Genomic DNA, 999 nt, shown 5'->3' on the forward strand with positions numbered 1-999 from the left:
CGCCGAACCCGTTCGGGCCGAGCCGGCCGGCGACGTCGGCGGTGCCGAGACCGTTGGCGATCGAGCCCCGGACCACGCCGTTCCGGGCGACGCTGCCCTGCACGACGAAGGCCGTCCCCATGAGGCGCGCCTGCCCGTGCTCGATGCGCACCGGGTATCGGTAGGCCCGGTCGCAGGGACCGGATTCGGTGCGGATCTCGACGCTCCAAGTGCCGTCGAACCGGTAAGGGCCGTCGAACCGGTCCGGGATCCGGACCGCCCGCGGCGTCGCCGCGGCGGGGATCGCGAGTCCGAGGATCAGGGCGGCGCCGGTCAGGCACCCGAAACGGTGTCGGCTCATGGCGATGATCGGGGCAGGCGGTCTCGTGATCGTCTCAGGCGGCGGGCGGCCGCACGGCGGCCCGGAGGGCACCGTTGAGCAGGCTCACCAGATCGCAGCCGACATGCAGGAAGGCATGGACGCCCGCCGCCTTCAGGGGATCGATCAGGTCCACCGGCTTGCCGGCAACGTAGATCGTTCCGGCGCCGGCTTGCTTGAGGGCCTCCGTAGCCGCCACCGCGTGCTCGGTGTAGAGCGCGTCGGTCGAGCAGATGCAAACGAGCGTCGCGCCGGATTCCCGGAATGCCGCCGCGAGGGCTGCCGGGTCCGTGAAGCCGTCGTTCGACACGGCCTCGATGCCGCCCGCCGCGAAGGCGTTGGCCGCGAAGGTCGCCCGGGCATTGAACGCCGAGACCGTGCCGAGATTGGCGAGGAACACGGCGGGCCGACGCCCGGCCTTCGTCAGGACGGCGTCGGAGGCGTCGCGCAGCGCCTCGAAAGGCTCGGCCAGACGGATCGACGGCAGCGCATCGCAGGCGACGGCCGAACCGGAGCCGAAATTCGAGGCGGGGCGGGCGGTCACCGGCTTCACGTCGAGGACCGTGACCGGCTTCTCGGCGAGGTTGGGGAATTCGCTCGCGCCCGTCAGGGGCTCGCGGCGGGTCGCCACGGCCTTGGCC

General features: G+C 72.5%; 1 protein-coding gene and 1 pseudogene. Both read right to left on the reverse strand.

Going from position 1 to position 999, the window contains the following annotated elements; all coding sequences use genetic code 11:
* On the reverse strand, positions 1 to 340 hold a 340-nt coding region (locus FV228_RS30820; protein WP_147857871.1), incomplete at its 3' end, for a hypothetical protein.
* A gap of 34 nt (positions 341 to 374) precedes the next feature.
* Positions 375 to 999: pseudogene (locus FV228_RS30825) on the reverse strand (methylmalonyl-CoA mutase); the annotation flags it as partial.

The organism is Methylobacterium sp. WL18 (genome assembly GCF_008040015.1).
Classification (GTDB): Bacteria; Pseudomonadota; Alphaproteobacteria; order Rhizobiales; family Beijerinckiaceae; genus Methylobacterium; species Methylobacterium mesophilicum.